Origin of the sequence: Chroococcidiopsis thermalis PCC 7203, assembly GCF_000317125.1 — a bacterium.
In the GTDB taxonomy this organism is placed as follows: domain Bacteria; phylum Cyanobacteriota; class Cyanobacteriia; order Cyanobacteriales; family Chroococcidiopsidaceae; genus Chroococcidiopsis; species Chroococcidiopsis thermalis.
The window spans coordinates 95,249-113,810 of record NC_019699.1 but is presented as its reverse complement, the minus strand read 5'-3'; the positions used below and the strand labels follow the sequence as shown (position 1 = coordinate 113,810).

At 44.7% G+C, this 18,562-nt stretch carries 12 protein-coding genes; 5 read left to right on the top strand and 7 right to left on the bottom strand.

Going from position 1 to position 18,562, the window contains the following annotated elements:
- Positions 1-149 precede the first annotated feature (149 nt).
- The 3 genes from CHRO_RS28060 to CHRO_RS28050 form a co-directional block, all read right to left on the bottom strand.
- A complete protein-coding gene (locus CHRO_RS28060; RefSeq protein WP_015163005.1) occupies positions 150-1,610 on the bottom strand; it encodes a TolC family protein in 1,461 nt (486 codons plus the stop codon).
- A 67-nt stretch (positions 1,611-1,677) separates the two neighbouring features.
- The gene (locus CHRO_RS28055; protein WP_015163004.1) at positions 1,678-4,797 is read right to left on the bottom strand and encodes an efflux RND transporter permease subunit; all 3,120 of its coding nucleotides are present in this window, start codon (positions 4,795-4,797) and stop codon (positions 1,678-1,680) included.
- 11 nt (positions 4,798-4,808) lie between these two features.
- On the bottom strand, positions 4,809-6,488 hold the full coding sequence (locus tag CHRO_RS28050; protein WP_015163003.1) for an efflux RND transporter periplasmic adaptor subunit: 1,680 nt from the start codon (positions 6,486-6,488) through the stop codon (positions 4,809-4,811).
- A 528-nt stretch (positions 6,489-7,016) separates the two neighbouring features.
- Here CHRO_RS28050 and CHRO_RS28045 point away from each other — a divergent pair.
- The 5 genes from CHRO_RS28045 to CHRO_RS28025 all read left to right on the top strand — a co-directional run bounded on the left by CHRO_RS28045 (position 7,017) and on the right by CHRO_RS28025 (position 12,115).
- The gene (locus CHRO_RS28045) at positions 7,017-7,502 is read left to right on the top strand and encodes a DUF2808 domain-containing protein (RefSeq protein WP_015163001.1); all 486 of its coding nucleotides are present in this window, start codon (positions 7,017-7,019) and stop codon (positions 7,500-7,502) included.
- A 703-nt stretch (positions 7,503-8,205) separates the two neighbouring features.
- Positions 8,206-8,556: a hypothetical protein gene (locus tag CHRO_RS30105; protein ID WP_015163000.1), complete on the top strand. Its 351-nt coding sequence runs from the start codon at positions 8,206-8,208 to the stop codon at positions 8,554-8,556.
- Positions 8,557-8,886: 330 nt separating this feature from the next.
- Entirely contained in the window at positions 8,887-9,231 is a 345-nt protein-coding gene (locus tag CHRO_RS28035) for a hypothetical protein (protein ID WP_015162999.1), read from the top strand.
- 404 nt (positions 9,232-9,635) lie between these two features.
- Complete coding sequence (gene c2c8 / locus CHRO_RS28030; protein WP_015162998.1) at positions 9,636-11,147, top strand: type V CRISPR-associated protein C2c8; 1,512 nt, start codon at positions 9,636-9,638, stop codon at positions 11,145-11,147.
- Between the two features lie 623 nt (positions 11,148-11,770).
- On the top strand, positions 11,771-12,115 hold the full coding sequence (locus CHRO_RS28025; protein WP_015162997.1) for a hypothetical protein: 345 nt from the start codon (positions 11,771-11,773) through the stop codon (positions 12,113-12,115).
- A 186-nt stretch (positions 12,116-12,301) separates the two neighbouring features.
- Here CHRO_RS28025 and CHRO_RS28020 read toward each other — a convergent pair whose 3' ends face one another.
- The 4 genes from CHRO_RS28020 to CHRO_RS34650 all read right to left on the bottom strand — a co-directional run bounded on the left by CHRO_RS28020 (position 12,302) and on the right by CHRO_RS34650 (position 18,521).
- Positions 12,302-14,143: an iron uptake porin gene (locus CHRO_RS28020; RefSeq protein ID WP_015162996.1), complete on the bottom strand. Its 1,842-nt coding sequence runs from the start codon at positions 14,141-14,143 to the stop codon at positions 12,302-12,304.
- A gap of 345 nt (positions 14,144-14,488) precedes the next feature.
- A complete protein-coding gene (locus tag CHRO_RS28015) occupies positions 14,489-16,288 on the bottom strand; it encodes an iron uptake porin (RefSeq protein WP_015162995.1) in 1,800 nt (599 codons plus the stop codon).
- A gap of 1,068 nt (positions 16,289-17,356) precedes the next feature.
- On the bottom strand, positions 17,357-18,304 hold the full coding sequence (locus tag CHRO_RS28010; protein ID WP_015162994.1) for a vitamin K epoxide reductase family protein: 948 nt from the start codon (positions 18,302-18,304) through the stop codon (positions 17,357-17,359).
- Positions 18,305-18,398: 94 nt separating this feature from the next.
- Entirely contained in the window at positions 18,399-18,521 is a 123-nt protein-coding gene (locus tag CHRO_RS34650; protein ID WP_015162993.1) for a hypothetical protein, read from the bottom strand.
- Between the last annotated feature and the right edge of the window lie 41 nt (positions 18,522-18,562).

Genomic DNA, 18,562 nt, shown 5'->3' with positions numbered 1-18,562 from the left:
ACAACCTACTTCGTCCTAGCCGTCGTTTCTATGAAAATGCGTTTGAGTTCCAGTAATTTTTTCCATTGAACGCATTCCAAATCCTGCAAAATTCTAAAGGTACAAGAAAAGCCACTGGCAATTGCATTACTTTTCCTGCTTTCTTCTATTTACTCAGAAGAGTTGGTAGATTTACTTTTAGAAAGATTACTAACGGCGCGTTGTAGCGTTGCCAGAGCGCGGTTATAATTTAAAATTGCATTCAGCCGATTCACATCCGCTCGTGTCAGGTCGTTTTCGGCAGCAATTACGTCCAATTGAGTACCAGCTCCTCCCTGAAAGCGCACGCGGGCAATTTCTAAACCCTCTTGAGCCTGTTGCATTGCAACAGTGGCAGTTTGAATGCTGCGAGTATTTGCCTGGAGGTTTTTATATGCCTGCTCCACCTGAAAACGAATTTGATTGCGAGTTTGAGCGAAACGGGTTTCCGCGATCGCTCGGTTGGCATCCTCCTGTGCCGCACCAAATCTAGCAGCTCCGGCATCAAAGAAATTCCAGCGCAGCCTGGCTCCTGCTGCATATCCATCTTTCAAACTAAATTCGTCATTAAAGTCATCCAATACCTGATAATTGGCAAACAGACTAACCTGCGGTCTTACATCAGCTAGAGCAATTCGTCTTTGCTGCTGGGCAATTCTCCGTTGCGCTAGCTGTTGTTGCAGCTCTACTCTGTTTTTATACGCCAGCAAAATACTGTCTTCAAGCGATAGCGTCCATCTGCCTGCTTGCCGCACTGGATCGGCAGCACTTACATCTACTGTCTCGCTCAAACTCAACAATTCCACTAATCGACGACGGGCAATATCTTGCTGGCTTTGAGCGTCGATCAGTTCCTGCTCTGCATTGCCAAGCTGCACTCTGGCACGCACGACATCAAATCCAGTCCCCAAACCGCCTTCTTCCAATGAGGTAGCATCTTGTAAACTCCTGCGGGCATTAGTAGCAGCAGCCTGGGCAATTCGTACCTGTTCGTCGGTTTCTTGTAGATCGTAGTAGATATTTGTGACATCAAGGCGAGTTTGCTCGCTCAGTCGCTCTACCTCTAGTCGATCGAGACGTACTTGCTCTTGGGCAGATCTAATTCTCGCAGGTCTTCTACCAGCAGTAAAGATGTCGTAACCAACTTCTATGGTACCGCTGAGAACGTTAGCAGGAGAAGATTTTTCATTTAGATATTTCAAGTCGTCAAGAGTCTCTCTGGCAGTCCGTTCATTGGCAATTTCTGCTTGAGTGTTTAATGTGGGTAATTGAGCTGCCTGCACTTGTCTTAAAGCAGCTTGACTGCGCTGCAAGGTTTGTCTTGCTATCTGGAGATCCCGATTGTTCTTTCGTGCCAACGCGATCGCCTGCTGCAAAGTAATTGGCTGTGCCTGTTGGGATCGAACTTGTTCTGGACTAGTTGGCAGGTCGAGCGGATTCGGATTTGGATTGAGCGAGTCCGGCGGTTGGACAGTCTGGCTTTTTGAGACAGTTGGAGAAATTGGTTTGGATTGGGCGATCGCGGATAGAGTCTGAGTAGAACTAAAGATTGCACTGACAATCGTAAATACCACAAAACGAGCACTAAACATAAGTTTTCTGTCAGTTTGAAACACCCTTCCACTAGGGGATGAAATAGTCATGAAAAATGCTGCGATCTCACGCGCTCAATTGTTCTGCTACCCGCGATCGAGCAGCGTTAGAAACTTTCTTGGGGAGAACAAATTTACCGAACTGCGCGTATAAGGCTGGAATCACCAGCAGCGTCAGAGCGGTTGAGGTAAACATACCACCCAAAACAACTACTGCTAGGGGTTGTAGCAATTCCTTACCCGAACCAGAGCCAAACGCCAGTGGCAGCATACCAAAAGCAGACGATAGAGCGGTCATTAAAATAGCGATTAGGCGCTCCATTGACCCCTCGATCAGCACGTCGTGCAGTGGGACTCCGGCTGCCAGTCGGTGGTTGTAGTTGTCAACCAACAACAGTCCGTTACGGATGGCAACACCGAAAAGCGTGATGAACCCCACCATTGAGGCTACGGATAGAATGCCACCGCTCAGTGCTAGAGTGAACACACCCCCAATCATCGCCAAGGGTAGGTTGAGCATAATCATCACCGTAGCAGGAATGGAACCAACCGAGAAATAGATTAATATTGCAATGACCGCTAGCGCCAAAGCGCCGATCGCCAGTAAGGTTTGTGTGGCGCGCTCTTGCGACTCAAATTGACCGCCATACTCAATGAAATAGCCAGGTGGTAGTGTCACTTCCCGCTTAACCTTGTCACGAATTTCCTGAATTACGGAACCGAGGTCTCGACCGTCCACATTAGAAGAAACAAGAATTCGGCGAGAAACACTTTCTCGGTTAATCGTGTTAGCTCCCGTACCATAATCGACTTTTGCTGCCTGTGCCAAAGGGATCTTTCGACCTTCAGGGGTATCGATCAGTAGCTCTCGAATCGTTTGCAGATCTCGTCGCGCCTTTGGCTCCAGCCACACTAGCAAATCAAACACCTGCTGCTGTTCGAGAACCTGAGAGACAACCCGTCCATTTAAGGCAGTTTCCAGCGTTTCAGAAATTTGCCCTACCGTCAAGCCGTACCTAGCAGCGGCATCTCGGTCGAACTCGATCTGAACCTGTTTGACAGGAACTTGGGGTTCCAGTTGCAGATCGACGACACCTGGCACGCTACTCATCACTGATTGGATTTGTCCTCCCAGCGTCCGCAGTTGTTCTAGATCTGGTCCAAAAACCTTAACGGCGATCGCCGATCGCACTCCAGAGAGAATTTCATCAATCCGGTGAGATAAAAAGCCACCGACATTAGCAGCTACACCAGGAAGTTTTTCAAATTCAGTTCGCAGGGCTTCAATCGTTGCCTCTCGATCTTTCATGCCCTCTTCGCTTAGCTCCACATCCAATTCTGCAAAGTTTACCCCTGCCCCTTCGGTGTCTCCTGGCGCGCGACCCGGACGCAGCTGGAGTGCTGTAAATCTGGGGTCGTCTTTAAATTTATTCTCCAGCACTGCACCAGCGCGATTTGTCGTATCCAATGACACGCCTGGATAAAGATTCATCGCCACCACCAGTGAAGGTTCTTGAAACTCCGGCAGAAACACCTGTCCCACTCCGCTTAGAATAACCATAGAGGCTACAAAAGCAGTTATTGCCGTCAATAGAACCAATTTAGGGCGATGCAAAGAGAACAGCAGCGCCGGACGATACAAGCGGGCAGACAAACGCGAGATCCAGGTTTCTTCTTCACGTAACTGCCGATTTACTAGCATTAAGGCACAAAGGGCTGGGGTCAAGGAGAGTGCTACCACCGTCGAGGCAATAATTGACAGCAGATAAGCCACTCCCATTGGGGTAAAAATTCGCCCTTCCACGCCTTCTAGAAAGAAGATCGGAGCGAAAACTATCACAATAATCACTGATGCCAGCAAAATACTAACGCGCACCTCCACCGATGCGTCAAAGACTACTTGTAGTGGCGGTACGGGATTCCCCTCTTGTTGATTTTCCCGCAGGCGACGGTAGACATTTTCCATACCTACAATCGCATCGTCCACTACTGAGCCGATGGCAACCACCAGCCCCCCTAGTGTCATAGTATTGATCCCATCCCCTGTCAATTTCAGAACTGCCATCCCTAATAGGAGAGATAAGGGCAGGGCGCTCAGGCTGATTACCACCGTACGCCAGTTCATCAAAAACAAAATCAGGACGACTGAGACGATAATCACGCCATCCCGCAACGCCTCTTCCACGTTTTTGACGGAAGCTTCGATAAAGCTCTCTTGGTCGTAGGTTGTAGTAATTTTTACATCCTTGGGCAAACTAGGTTTAATTTCTTCCAACGCGGCTTCCACGGCTTTTGTCACGGTAACTGTATCAGCCGCTGGCTGCTTGTTTACCACAAGAAGAACTGCTTTTTTTCCATTAAAGCTTGCATCTCCCCGCTTTAACTCCGCCCCAATCTGCACGTTGGCAACGTTATCGAGCAGCACGGGAACACTATCGCGCTCCGTCACTACCGCTTTCTTCAACTGATCGATCGATTGCAAGCGACCAGTCCCCCGAATCAAAAATTCTCGGTCTGGATCGATCAAAAACCCACCTGGAGCATTGACATTTGCCTCTTCAACTGCTTTAGTAACTTCTGCCAGGGTGACGTTAAACGCCCTTAGCTTGGCAGGGTCAACCAGCACTTGGTATTGGCGGACATCGCCGCCCCAAACGGTAATTTGAGTCACCCCTGGTACCGCCAGCAGGCGGTTTCTGACTTGCCAGTTCACAATCCGCTGTACGTCCATCATCGGTGTAGTATCAGCAGTGAAGGCAATTTTGAGAATGGTGCCAATGGGCGAACTGACAGGAGCAAGTTCGGGACGCTCTATACCTTCCGGTAATTTACCCTGCGCCTGCTGTACCCGCTCAGTCACTAATTGTCTAGCTTTATAAATATCCGTACTCCAGTTAAATACAACTCGCACTAGAGATAATCCAACTCCAGAAGAGGAACGAACGGATTCTACTCCTGGAGTACCATTAATGGCGCTCTCAATCGGGAGAGTTACTAAAGACTCCACTTCTTCTGGTGCAAAGCCAGGGGCTTCCGTAAGAATTTCTACCTGCGGCGGTGCAAAGGTGGGAAATACGTCCAGGGGCATTTGGAGCAGCAACTGCAAGCTCCACACAGCCACAATAATCCAAGCAATGACGACTAGCCAGCGTTGGGCAATTGACCATTTAACAATGGAATTCAGCATAGTTAATTCAACTATTGATGGGGATTTCGGCTTGCTTCAGGTTTCTCATCTCCATGCTCAAAGGGAAATGAGCCATTTGATTTGGAGCCATCTAGATCGACTCCAGTTTCGTAAACACCTGAATCAACCTGGGAAATCGGGTTAGACCGAAGACGACGCTTTGTCCAGAATGAACCCACCCAGAAAGCTCCAGCCAGGCTTGCCCCACCCAAGGGTAGGATGAGCCACCAGGGTAAAGGAGAGGAGCTTGGGGATTTTGCCTCTTCACTAGGGGAGCCTGATTCTTCACCGTGGGAGTCTCCTTCTTCCTTGCCACCACCTTTTAGAGATTGGGCATAGAGGAGGGGCGCACCCTGAGTAACAATGCGATCGCTAGCAGAGATTCCACTTTTTATTTCGATCGAATCGTCAGAGGTGCGACCCTGTGTCACTTCAGTAGGCTGATAAGTATTACCTTTTTGGACGTAGACAACATCTTTGCCGCCCGCTTCCACGATCGCCGCACTGGGAACCGCCAGTACTGCTGTCGGAGTGCGAGCGGTCAAAATCTCTAACTGAGCAAACATACCTGGCTTCAGCACGCCACCTGGATTGTCTAGTTCTGTTCTCACTGGAACAATGCGGTTTTCCCCTTCGATCGCCGAACCAATCACTGCTACCCGTCCCCTAAATGTACGATTTGGCAAGCTGTCAATTTTTATTCGTACTGTTTGACCAACTCTGATTTGGTTACTATCTTTTTCGTAAATATTTGCCGTGGCGAAAACTCCACTGCCATCGACAATCGTCATGATCCTCTTGCCTGCATCCTGTCCTGATTCACCTATCGTCGCTTCTCGGTTCGCTACAACTCCAGAAATAGGAGCCATAATGGTTATCGTGCCATCCGCGTTAGGGGTAGCTCTCAACTGCCGGAGTCGGGTTTGATAAGTTTGATTGCTCAGTGCTACCCGCGATCGCGCTACTTCCAGTCCCGACTGGGCGCGCTTTAGTTGTGCCTGTGCCTCTGAAACCTGCAAGCGGCTTTGGGCTTTGGCAAGGGCTGCTTTTGCAACTGCTAGTTGAGTTTCAGACTCCCACACCTGCCGTCGGGGAATGGCACGCTTATCTAGTAACTCCTTATCTCGGTCATACCTCTCCTGTGAGAAATTTAGGGCAGTCTGGGCTTGCTGAATGTCAGTAGCAGCTATCTTCTGCTGCTGTGCGTAATTTTGTTGCGCCAGCCTTAAATCTGCTTGTGCCTGCTGTACGCTGGCGATCGCCTCTGCCTGTCTGTCCAAAGCACTGGTGCGAAGTTCTGCCAAGTCTGGGCTAGTCATAATGGCAACCGCCTGACCGACTTTCACCTGTTCCCCTGGATTGACTAACAGTTTGATTACTGTCCCCCCTACCGGAGTCGTCACGTCCACCCGACGATTCGGCAAAGTTTCAATCTGACCTGTGGCTTTAATACCAGTCGCCAGCCGCTGTTTGATGACAGGCTCTACTTTAATTCCCAATTGTGCTGCAATGCTAGTATCAATTGGAATCGGTTCGGTCATTTGACTTGCATTGCTACCGCCCTGAAACTCAGAGCCTCCATGCCCAGCGCCAGCAAGAACTTTAGCACCTGGGGTTAGAAGCAGCAGGCTTAGGAAAACTCCAGAAAATGCCTCCCGCTGTATTCGAGAAAGGTTCATTTTGTAAGGCATCTAGAAATCCTTTGTTTTAAATTGAGCTAGGTGAAAGGCAAACTTTAATAGCTCGGAGCATGGAGAGATCCTACTAAATATTGCGCGAGAGGAAAAAGCCAAAACCTTGCCGATTGGCTAAATCTGAATTTGAGAAGTGACAGGCGAACGCTAAACACCTATTGTTTCACATAACTATGAAATAGAGATGAAATTTCTATGGAAACAGATGATTTTTTTTGTGCTACTGATGGTTGGAAGCCACCGCCATTAACATTTGAAGCATTATTGTTTTTTCAGGTAAAGTCAATCCATTTATTTTTATCATTTCTAACTGTTTTGCGTATTTTGACATAGTACCATTCACAAACACTAGTTTTGTCGGATTTATCAATCACCGCTTAAATTGATAATTTTAATTTTAATCGACTAAAATTTCATTCCTATTTCATAATCTTCTGTTAGTTTGATTACGTAAAGGTCGATTTAATTCAAGTAAACCTAAAATCTCAGTTGATTTAGCCGACTATTTAGTAAAGTCGAGTCAAAATGCTCGAAGCCCTAATTTATGCTGCTACGTTTAGTTTGACAGTCGCAACAGCGGTTCCAGCTGCTTACGGAAGTTCCGTAATAGCTCCTGCAAAGGTTCCACGTATTGTTAGCTCTGTCCAATTTCCTCAAAGCAGATGGAAAATTGTTAGACACACTTTTCGTTTGCAGATCCCTCAAGAGAGTAAACCTCTCTCCCAGTTAACGATTAGCGTCCCCGCTGGTTTGACTGTCAAAAACAAAAGTAAGATTGGTGTGTTTGACCAATCTGGTCGCCAAGTTGATACAAATGTTTCTGTTGATGGTAACAAAGTCACATTAGCATTTCCTACACCTGTCAATCCTGGAACTGAACTCAAAATTGCTATGAGAGATGTAAAAATTTCAGGCGTTACCAATGCTTGGTTATACAAGGTTCATGCTAGACTCGTTGGCATTAATGCAGATCTACCCATCGGGTTTGCTCGCTTTCGGTTTTACCGATGAGACAATTCTGGGAGTGAATTTTAATATTTCACCCTAAATTCATCTCAAGCTGTCAAGATAGTAAATAAAGGGATGAGCTGCTGCCCTTCTTTAAGGAAGACGTTAATCTTACGTTCGGACTTGAACGCATAGGTACTTAGATACTAATATTCTGTTGTATCTTCAAACGACTTCTTCCGACTAAATCAGTCAATCTTAACTAACTAAAAAACTGAGAAATTAGTTGGATGAGATTTTTTAGTTGACTAATCTAGGTTAAGATTTGCAGCTAAGTTGGCTTGTTAGTCTCAAAGACAATTGCTAACCTAACCGTTTTCACTCATATGTACCTAGAGCGATCGGAATAACTAACAGCTAGTTCTAACTTTAGGTTTGTGCAAAACTTGAGCTAAACCTATGGCAGCTTTTGTTCAATCTGTGTCTACGGGAACGGCACTTTCAATTTTTAGGCAGAGCATTTGTCAGTGTTCACTTGGCTTACCCAGCATACGGTGGAAGTATTGGAATGAATGCCAACCGAAAAATCAGTATGGTTCAGATTCAAACGAGTCCTCATCCGATCGGGAAATTTTCTCTGATTGTAGGACTTATTAGCGAAGCCTCAATTTTTAACCGTTAAGAGTTAGCGTGGGAAAACTAAACTTTTATCCCGCATTAAGTCTGACTAGTCTTGCTATTTCACCTCTTCATTTGGAGTTTTGTCATGAAAAGATTTGTTATTGGTACCGTATTCGTCCTATCTATACCTGCGATCGGCTTTACTAACACTTTTTTTAGTTCTGCTGCCCATGCAGAAAACTCGAACAGATCTAATAAAGATGCTTGTCAATCCATTCCCCCAGCCAGACCTACTGGGGGAGGTACTAGAGAAAGAATCGCAGCTATGAAAAAGTGTGATGCAGCCCGAGCGAGCGAACAACAGATGCCTAGCACTTCATCAACAGAACAACCTAGCTCGCCATCTGAAGTACCAACCCAGCAAAATCAAGAGCCAGATAGTTCTGAGCAGCCATCGGCACCAGGGACGGTGACTATACCGTCAACCACACCCTAAAAAATGATGCTAGATGTGGGTTGAGGCTACTGGTTGTAAAAAAGGTTTGTTTTTTCGCCAACTTCATGACAGTTCTGCCTCAATCTTCATTACAAGAATCGATCTGAGGCTGAGTCTATACTTAGTCCTCTGCTCTAATAGCTTTGAAACTTGATTTTGTTTGCTTGCTGCTTGAAAAACCACTTGATTTGTTAAGGCAAAGCTAACAGAGTTTTTGTTCCAAGCTCTACTGAGACTCAAAAAATTATATTTCGCTTGCAGTAGTGACAGACTTCAGTATCAAGTTTGAGCTTCTTCTGTCAGACGGAGTTTATTTAGGATTTCACAACCATGAAATTTTTGATATTCAGTAGCTTAGCAGTTTTGCTGATTTCTGCCGCAACTGCACCTACAGTGAAAGCTGAGATAGCAGCAGTCACCAACACAGCAAATAATGCTACTATTAGTCAGCTAAAACCCTTTAACCTAGTCCATATGGCTTATCAGGGTTACTTCCGAAGTCAAGGTATACCTGGCTACGGCGCTTTTCTCTCAGCTTACAGGATGGGTAGAATAACTCCCAAAAAACTCGTTCAAAGCGCAGTTGAAAGAAACAAACTTTCAGCTCAAGTTCTAAATAATAAAAGATATCTGAGGGCTGTTGAAGCTCAACTGTTTTCGTTAAGTAAAAGTTAGGTAAGAGTAACAAGTTTCTTAGGCTTACAACAGTCTAGTAATAGCTGTTTGATGCATTAGTTTGGTTGAACTGCCTTAGCTTACAAGCTTTACTCAATCAGCCAAAAAAAAGCAATCTGCTTTGAAGATAATGGACTGTGTTTGGGAAGGGTGAATCAGGGAAGAAGCACCGCAACAACGGCTTTCTTTGACTGAAATTTATTTCATCGTGATTTCATTTAAGGCTGTCAAGTTATTAAGTTGTATATCCATTGAGTGTTTTGCTCAAGAAGTAGCGTGATTGAGAAGTTGGTTTACGTTACTACTTTCATAACTCTCTTTTTTCTACACTGCTTCGCTTTGTACATTTTCTACTCCTGCTGCCTGATGTATGTCCACTGCTTGGAAGGGAAACTTAGTATATCATGCGGACTGTCGAATTCAAGTTAAGCCTCAATCGTTACCAACAGGCAAAAGTCGATAGCTGGCTAGCCATTCAGCGATGGATTTGGAATCAAGGATTACACTTGTTAGAGGAATTTAACAGCTTTAGTACATGGGATAAAGTTTCCCAGACTTGGGTTCCCTGTTGTCCCATTCCCTGGACATATTACCGAGACTCTGTTGGGCAACTTATTGCTTTCACTCGGATAGCCAAAAAGAAACCGTACCGAATGAGCTGCCCTATACCCCAGGTTTATCCCAAACCTGTGTTAGAGTCACCCACTTTCTTTGGACTCCTCTACTACTTTGCTCAAAAGAACCATTCGGATAAGCCCTGGTTTTGCGACGTTCCTTGTAGATTTGTTGCCGGTACTTTGAAATCTCTGGCTGACGCATGGACTGCTTATAAATCAGGTAAACGCCAACGTCCTCGTTACAAGCAGTATAAGGATAAATTTAGAACCCTGATAAATAATAATGCTAAGCCTATTAAGATTTCTGGGAAGCGAATTACATTACCAAAGCTAGGAAAGGTAACGGTTAAAACTCTCGATCGACGTTGGTTAAAATCAGTACCCATCGTTACTCTAAAAATAGTCAAAGAGCCTTCAGGTTATTACTTACAGTTATCAGGTTGTTTTCCAGTCAACAAAGAAAAGCCCACCAATAAAGCAGTAGGCGTATCACTAGGCTATTCGCACCTTACTACTGATGGTGAAAAAGTAGTGGAACCGCCAAACTTTTACCGTAAGATGGAGAAACAATTGGTGCAACTCCAACGCCAGCTCTGTCGCCAACAAAAAACTTGTCCAATTTCTACTTATAACCCTAGCTTAGGAGAGCATTTTCTCAGTTGTCCTATCGATCCTGGCAAAGGAGCAAACCGAGCTAAGACCCAGCGGAAGATATCTCGATTGTATGAGAAAATTCGCCGTAGTCGTCTTGCCACTAATCACAAAATTTCAACATACTTAGTGCGAGAATACGACGCGATTGCGATAGTCAAGCCCGAAATTAAGAGAATTACTCGTAAACCTATAGCAATTGTGAATAAATTAGGAGAATTTGAACACAATGGTGCAAACCACAAAGCAGAGTTCAGTAAAGGCTTGCTGGACAATAGCTTGGGTCAGCTCGCTGGTCTAATCAAACAAAAGGCTTCAGTACAAGGGCGAGAGTTAATTTCGGTCAGCCCTAAAGACTTACCTGATGAACTGAAGCAATGTACTGAGAAGCGTCGCGAGCAATTGCAGTGGTCGCGCGCTGTCTATTCAACAAACTTCTCTAGAAGGTACCGCGCTTGGGAGTGGGAACTAACGCCTGGGGAGTCCACTGAGACGTTGAACCAGGAACCACCGCAGGGTGGACTTTCCTGCGATGCAGGGACAACCTCCAACTTTATCTTAGAAAGTATCGGTCTTTGTGGAGTAGGGGATATTCCTGAAACAATCCCGTTGCTTCAAAATCAGTCCGAGGCTAACTCTAGTTATTAGTGGAAGTTGCAAGGAACGCTTGTTTAGATCGCTTAATTTTGCGACTAATAGCCTTCATTTTTTTAGTTTTGAAGCTCTTACTTCTTTGAGCAGAACTACTAGTTTTAAATCCTTTGCGTATCAAACACGTTTATGAATTTAGGATTTAAACACTTCACTTGTCAATCAGTAGGAAGTCAGTAGGAATTGTAGGAGAGCGACAGTCCGCGGAAGCATAGAACACAAGAGGTTATAAAGTTCTTACAGCTAGACTAACTGAGAGAACCACTAGGAAAAGCTTGCAGCCTTGCAGAAGTGCTATTCAGAAGTTTAGCAGTTTGCACTAAAAGTTTGAACAACACGAAGCTAGAACTGAAGACGACGTTATTCAAGGAAGCTACACCTCAACTAGGTTCTCTCCTTCGTAGAGCTCGGATTTTGGCTTTAGCTATTTACTGCTTGTATTAGTACACAGTTCATCTACAGCCAGGTTATCTGAGAGCAAGTTGAAGAAAGTAGTTTTGTTTAAATTTTTACTAGATGCTTGTAAGAAGCTGACTTTTCAATCGTCATCTATGTCTACAGACTGCCGCTCCAAAATTGAACTCATTTAGCGAACCAGTGTTTATTCAGGAGTTTGTGCTATGAAATTTGCAATACTTGGAGTTTTGTCAGTTTTGATGGTTTCTGCTATTACTACACCTACCCTAGGAGTTGAAATAGCAGCAGATCGAGGAGAAAACAGTACTGTTGTTAGATATCAACTGCGTCCCTTTAATCTGGTGTACTTAGCTTATCAAGGTTATTTTCGAGACCAAGGTATACCTGGCTATAGTGCGTTCCTTGCAGCTTACGAGGCGGGGAGAGTCAGTGCAGAAGAGTTGGTGCAAAGTGCAGTTAAAAAGAACAAAGTTTCCCCTGAAGCTGCAACCGATCGAGGCTATCTCAGAGCTGTGAAGTCCTATATAGAAAGTTTGAGAAAAGATTAACAAAATACATAGCGCCAAATAATAGCCACAAACCTATATTTGGAAAGCGGATATAGTTTTCCAAATATAGGTGTTTAACAATACGCTCTAAACCTAATGATAAGTACATTCATAAATCTGCTGCGATCGCACTATCCTTGCCCGTTCGTAAACAGACGAGCAAGGACAAATCCTTAGAACTAAGATTTAAAACTTGAAGGTCGTTCGTATAGTTCCAACATAAATGTTGCTGTTGTCATTGTTGTGTTCGGGGTTGAAAATTACAATCGCGCCAGGAGTGACCTCAATATTATCGGTAATAGGAAAGCGATAGAGTAATTCCGCGTGATAGGAAGTATCGCGATCGCGACGACCGCCAAAATCATTACTAGCTGCTCTGGGTGGCTGACCAAAGATCAGACCGAGTACGCTGCCTTCTTTACCCAAATCTTGTATGGCTAAGGTTGCCGCCCAGTTCCAAATGTCAGCAGACTGAGAAGGGCTGTTTTCATTCAGGGCAACAGTGTAACCGCCCCAACCCGAAATTGTGATTCTTTCACCTAGCTTGAGGTTAGCTTGGGCGGCATAGTGATTGGCTGACGTTGCGGCATTATCGAAGGGGTTATTGGCAAAGTTACTGCCAGTACCTCCCGAAACACTGATACTGTTGTTAGTAGTAACGCTATCGGTCACGGCATTGTCATAGCTGTGAGCGTAGGTCAGTCCTAAATTTAAGGCATCCGAGGGACGAAAAGCTAGTTGAGCGATCGCCGCATAATCTCCGTTGAACAGTCCAAAACTGTTACCAGGATTATTAGAATTCGGTGCTTTATAGCCGAGAGACAGACCGATACGACCTTTGGGGTTAATGTTGACTGTTAAAGCGGAACCCACTGTACCCTGCTGGCGATAAATCGGGTTAAAGCGTCCAAAGTTAGAGATGGCTCCGTTACCACTGCCTTCAAGCACGGGGTTGAAATTGTACATATTTTCAAAGAAGTCAGAGTTGGCAAAGTCAACTTTGACTTCAGCAATGTCACCCACTGGAAAACGATAGAAAAAGTCATCGATGACAACATCATTGCTATCACTACCATCGAACGATAGGCGTGTCATAGCAGTACCCGTATCGCCTGAAGCACCAGGAGTTCCCGTGCGCGTAAACGGAGTGATATTGCGGGCTTGCAGCCGAGTTCTCAGTAAATCTTTTCCAGTAAAACTGGTGTTAAAACTAAGACGAGCGCGGTCAGCCAAGATAGTATTGATGTCCAAATCTCCTCTAGAACCTTCTGCCTCACCGCTACGAACAGCTCGCTCATCACCAAAGACATCTGCTGCGGCAACGACTATTTCTCCAGATAGTGTGGTGGTAGTCGAAAATTGATTTGCTTCTAATTCAGATGTCCGAGCTTCTAAAGCATCGACGCGACCGCGCAGGGTAGCTAGTTCCGCTGAAAATTCTTCCTGCAACCGCTGTAGAGTTGCCAGGTCTTCTCTGTTGACCATATCAGCAGTAGCGGTAGCAATCAGTTCGTTAACTCTGTCCAAGCAGGCATTCAAACCAGCAGCAAATTCATAACGAGTTAAGGAGCGGTTGCCGCGATAAGTTCCGTCAGGATAACCAGCAATACAACCGTAACGCTCGACTAAGGACTGTAAGGCTTGAAAAGCCCAGTCAGTAGGTTGAACGTCGGATAGTTGAGATACGGAGGTAACTTGAGCCAGCACATCGATAGCTGGAACACTGTCACTAAGTTGGTTTCTAGTGCTTTCACCTAGTTCGCCAGAAGTTCGTACTTGTGTTTCGCTCTCTAGAGTGTCTCCTACCTTTTTTTCTGGTTCAACTTCAGATGCAGGAAAAGCTGCAACTTCCTTAAAATCTGATGTGGTAGTATTTCTAAGGTTTACAGCAGTAACAGAAGATCTTGAGGATTTTAACGTCAAGTCTGTCACTGGTGCTTCAGCAGCTTGAGTACTATTCGCCACAAACAGGGTGGCACCCAGAATTACTGGACTCAACCGTAGAGCATACCATAAAGATTTCGCCATGACTTTGTTCTCACTCACACCAATGTTATTGATTGACCATTAGCCTACTCAACCAACGGATGCACCGCAGTTTTTATGACTAATTTTGAACTTCATTCTTGATGAATGAACCCAATAATAATCAGATTGACAGATCTTTATGAAATAGGGATGAAATTTAAATGTTTTTAAGAAAAATTATTTAGAGCGAGAAAGAAGATCCCCACCATACGCGAACGTATAGCAATTGTTTGGACAAGTTTAATTATAGTTAAACAAAGTAATGATAGGGTTAATCAACTATTAACCCTATTCATCCTCTAGCTACTTAGAGCAACGCTTTGGCAATAAAATTTAGAACCAAGCCTAGAAAGAAAGTGTAGTCCGGATGGTTCCTACGTAAACAGTGTCGTTATCTTCATTATGTTCTGGATTGGTAATGACTAGCACTCCTGGAGTAATACCAATATTTTTGGCAACTTGAAAGCGATAGAAAGCTTCTAGGTGCAAAGAGGAATCCCTGTCTTCACGAGCGTTAATATCGTTATTAGTCACTTTCGGCGGTAAACCAACCACAATACCACCTAAGTTACCTTCTCGAAAGAGATCTGGAAAAGCTAGAGTCACTGCATAGTAAAAGATAGAAGCGTTAGATCCATCATTGATTCCTGAGACAGCTTCAGCTCGCGTGTAGCCAGCCCAACCGCCCAAGGCAAACTTGGGATTGATTTGAAAATTCGCTGCTAAGCCATAAGAATCTGACGTGTAGCTTTCTCCATCAAAGGGGTCATTGGAGTATATACTCCCAACTCCTGCAACTCCGGCATCGAAACCGTTGTAGGAGCGCACGTAGGTCAGACCCAGATCGATAGTTTTAGTGGGCTTCAAGGTAAGCTGGGCTAATGCTACAAAGGGACCACCAGTCAATCCAGATGTAGGGTTCTCGGCTTCACTGGCTAAATAAGCTAGGGATAGGTTAACTGCATCGCTGAATTCATACGTTAAACCTGCTCCCGAACCAAACCCAATTTGCGAGTAAATGGGACTGCGGTAGCCAAACGCAGAAATAGCACCATCCTTTACATCTCCAAAGTAGGGATTGATGAGATCGACAAAATCGCCTAAAACACCACCGTAAGGTTCAACAAGAACCGTCAGGCGATCGCCTATCGGAAATTCATAGGCGAGATAAAACACTCCCAAATCATTTTCGTTAGAGCCAATGGTGTCTCGCTCGTACACGAGTCGTCCCATGTTAGTACCCGTTGCGTCTCTAAAATCGGGAAAGTTGTTGGCATAAAGCGAGACGGTCAGCGTATCTTTTCCAGTAAAACTAGTCTCGAAATCTAACAGCACCCGATTGCTGAGGGTAAAATTTTCATCCACCTTGCCAGCCGAACCTGCTGGCACGCCAGAAGGAACGGCTTTGTCTTTCCCAACAGCTCCACTCAAAGCAAAGATGACTTGTCCGTTGAGTTTAGTCGTGGTGGAAAACTGATTGGCTTCTAATTCAGACGTTTGTGCTTCCAAGGCATCAACACGACCGCGCAGCGTAGCAAGTTCGGTAGAGAATTCCTCTTGTAACCTTTGTAAAGTTGCTAGATCTTCTTTGGTTACATTGTCAGCCGTAGCTGTGGCAATTAATTCATTCACTCGATCTAGACAGGCATTTAAACCAGCAGCAAATTCATAACGAGTTAAGGCGCGGTTGCCGCGATAAGTTCCGTCAGGATAACCAGCAATACAACCGTAACGCTCGACTAAGGACTGTAAGGCTTGAAAAGCCCAGTCAGTAGGTTGAACGTCGGATAATTGGGATACGGAGGTAACTTGAGCTAACGAATCGTCGAGCTTGTCTTCATTGCTGTATGAGTTGGCTCGAATTGAAGAGACAGGAGACGCAGATCCAGAGAGACTTGTAGCTGGAATTGCTTGCACGGCATTGGAATATTCCGTGGAGGAGATTGCAGTCGCTTGAGCTATCGTGGCTTCTGGCTTACCAGCCTCAAGCGCATCTGCCCCAGATGCAGTCGCTTTTGGTTCATCGTGGATTATCTCTAGCGAATTCACCTCTGCCTCTAAAGCTTTTGCCTGTACAGCTTGTAGTTCCGAAACTTTAGTGGTTTTTGGAGTTGGAGTCGCTGTCGAGGCAGTTACATCTGACATCAAACTTATTCCGAAAACAGCCGAGCTTAGTAGCAGATATTTCCACAAAATATTAGACACTTTTCCTCACACTTTTTCAGTACAAAAACTTCAAGAGCGACAATTCGAGAAATTCTTTACTCATTTAGCTGAGTTGCATTAGACAATCGTTGCACAGCAGTAAAAGAGGATATGTCTCCTCCCCGACCTTGTCAGCTCAGCAGAGTAAAGACCGTTTGCCAAATAAACGTCAGTTTTTGTTCTTAGCCTGGAAAGAAAGCTTACAGAACAATAGAATGAAGTATTTTTAATGGTGATTTTACTTATTCTTACTTCCGAACGCTTTATTTGGAAAACGCATCTAGTTTCTCAGCTATTATCGTTCCTATTAATAGCATTACTTCTTAAGTCTTGTCATTTCATACATACATATTTTTAATATTTTCTAGATATCACTACATTTAATAAAATTTTAATTATTTCTCTGGGATTGTCTAGAAGTAGTTTAAATAAGCTTGGAGAGCTATTCTATAGTTTGTACTTGAGTCAACAACTTTTAAACCAACAATTTTTTTCATCCTGAATTCATATTTATATGCTAAACAGTTCAAAATAAGTTAATGTACCTCCAGCATAAGTTTGAAAATAAGTTATTTTCATCCTAATTTCATAATCAACTATCAATTTAGTGGAGCGTGGATTATTTACCAAAAAACGAATAATATTATTCTGAAGCAAAATATTAATGCCTCTACGGATGTCATTTATAAGTAGAGACACTAACTTGATAAAGTATCTACCTAAGTGTTCTTTAAGGAGCTGAATTGTCTCTGGCTACACTTCATAGCCTGTGGTTCATTTAACTCGTTCCTAAACTGCTAAGAGTGAAAGGCTGTAGCTCCAAAGTTCAACTGCCTTTTCGAGTGGGCTTACTTTCAGCTTCCAGATAATCCAAAGCAAACATGACTTTTGTCTACTGTGTGTAATCTCTGTGCTGCTCAAAACGAAATACCTGCTCTGATGATTGGGAGAATGGCATTCAATCTCAAGGTAATTCTTAGGATAAGGCTTCTGGCGATCGCCTCCTGGCTACTTTGCAGCAGGCAGAGAATTTTGAAAGTTACGCGGTCCTTTGTAGCCAGAAAGTTGTGCTAGTTCTTCTAAACTTTGAGTCCCCGTGACAGTTTTGCCGTTAATTACCCAAGTTGGGTATCCTTGGATTCCCGCAGCTTGACACCGCTTGGTTTGAGGATTGATACCTTTAGGGTCGCACTCCACATAAGGAATGTCCTTAACTGCTTCTTTGCCAAACAGTTGTTTTTGGTCGTGGCAGTGGGAACACCAGAAGCCGCCATAGAAGACTGCACCCATCTGCTTTAGGTGTTGTGCCAGAGCGATTTCTGCTTTGCCGGAGCTAGTGGTAATGGGGTATCCCCCTGGTGAGGGCTGCTCCGTACTATGACTGGAATCAGCGATTGCTGGAGTTTTCGCGTTGATATAAACTCCTAGCGTGCCGATTAGCACGACCGTTACCACGATAAATCCGGTGAATAACAGTTGACCGAGATCCTGCCAATCCCGACACAAGAGCGCCAAAGTAAATAGAAGTGCTGACAGGATTGCCGAGCCAACACAGTAGATACAGACTGCCTTAATCTCAAAAGCTAGCAGATACATCAGGTAGCCGCTAAAAACCATCATGGCTGTTCCACCAGCAAACAACAGCAACCCAGTCCAGTTCTCCAACTTCGAGCGCAGAGCCTTATTGGACTGTGAATTTACAAGTAGAGGAGCCACAGCGAAAACTACCATGCTGGCGTAGGCGAGAAAGCCAAATAACGCCAGTGGTAAGCCAAAGACAGTAGCGTAGGGGCTGGCAAGAACAATATCGCAGCCAGATGTCGGACAGGCAGCAGAGCCTTGAGTCAATTTGACGACGGTGAGATAGGCAGTGACTACAGCACCCACTGTAGCGAGTCCTGCCATTATCGGACGCGAAAAGCGATGAGTCCAAGGAGTAGAAGATCGTTTCTTCATGAAACTGTTGTAGTTGAAGTTGAATATGAGGCTAAACAATTGTACGCAAAAGAATGCTTACCGCTCTTTGGTTGGTACTGCTGGCTCTAAACAATCACATTCCATTAGCAGTAGCTAGCAAAAGGATTTCCGTATCTGCTAAAACCGCCACGACTAGTCCGAGCCACTCCAAGCGTACCCACCAAAAGTTAACTGCTAGCATTTTAATACAATACATATAATTACTGAATAAATGTTCACATATACAATGATTCTCAT